Raw genomic sequence first — 238 nt, 5'->3', positions numbered from 1 at the left:
TACGAGTTGCTTGAGAGAAGCCATTTTCTAAGGCTGGGAAGTCTGCTGGAGTCACCTCAACTGGATCACGGCCGTCGATAATAGCTTCTACTTCTGCAGCCAGTTCTGGATGAGCCTCTTTATAATCAGCAACTAATTTAGTCCAAGCTTGATAAGCTGATGCGCCACGGTCTGCAACATTTTCCTTGAAATCAGCATAAACTTCAGCTGGGATTTCAAATGGTTCATAGTCCCAACC

General features: G+C 45.4%; 1 protein-coding gene. It reads right to left on the bottom strand.

The features are described 5' to 3' along the window. The coding region (locus B0E34_RS23005) for a thiamine pyrophosphate-binding protein (RefSeq protein ID WP_165763049.1) at nt 1-238 on the bottom strand (238 nt) is incomplete at both ends.

This window comes from Chryseobacterium mucoviscidosis (genome assembly GCF_002177115.1).
GTDB classification, from domain to species: Bacteria; Bacteroidota; Bacteroidia; order Flavobacteriales; family Weeksellaceae; genus Chryseobacterium; species Chryseobacterium mucoviscidosis.
This window is presented reverse-complemented; position numbering and strand designations above follow the sequence as displayed.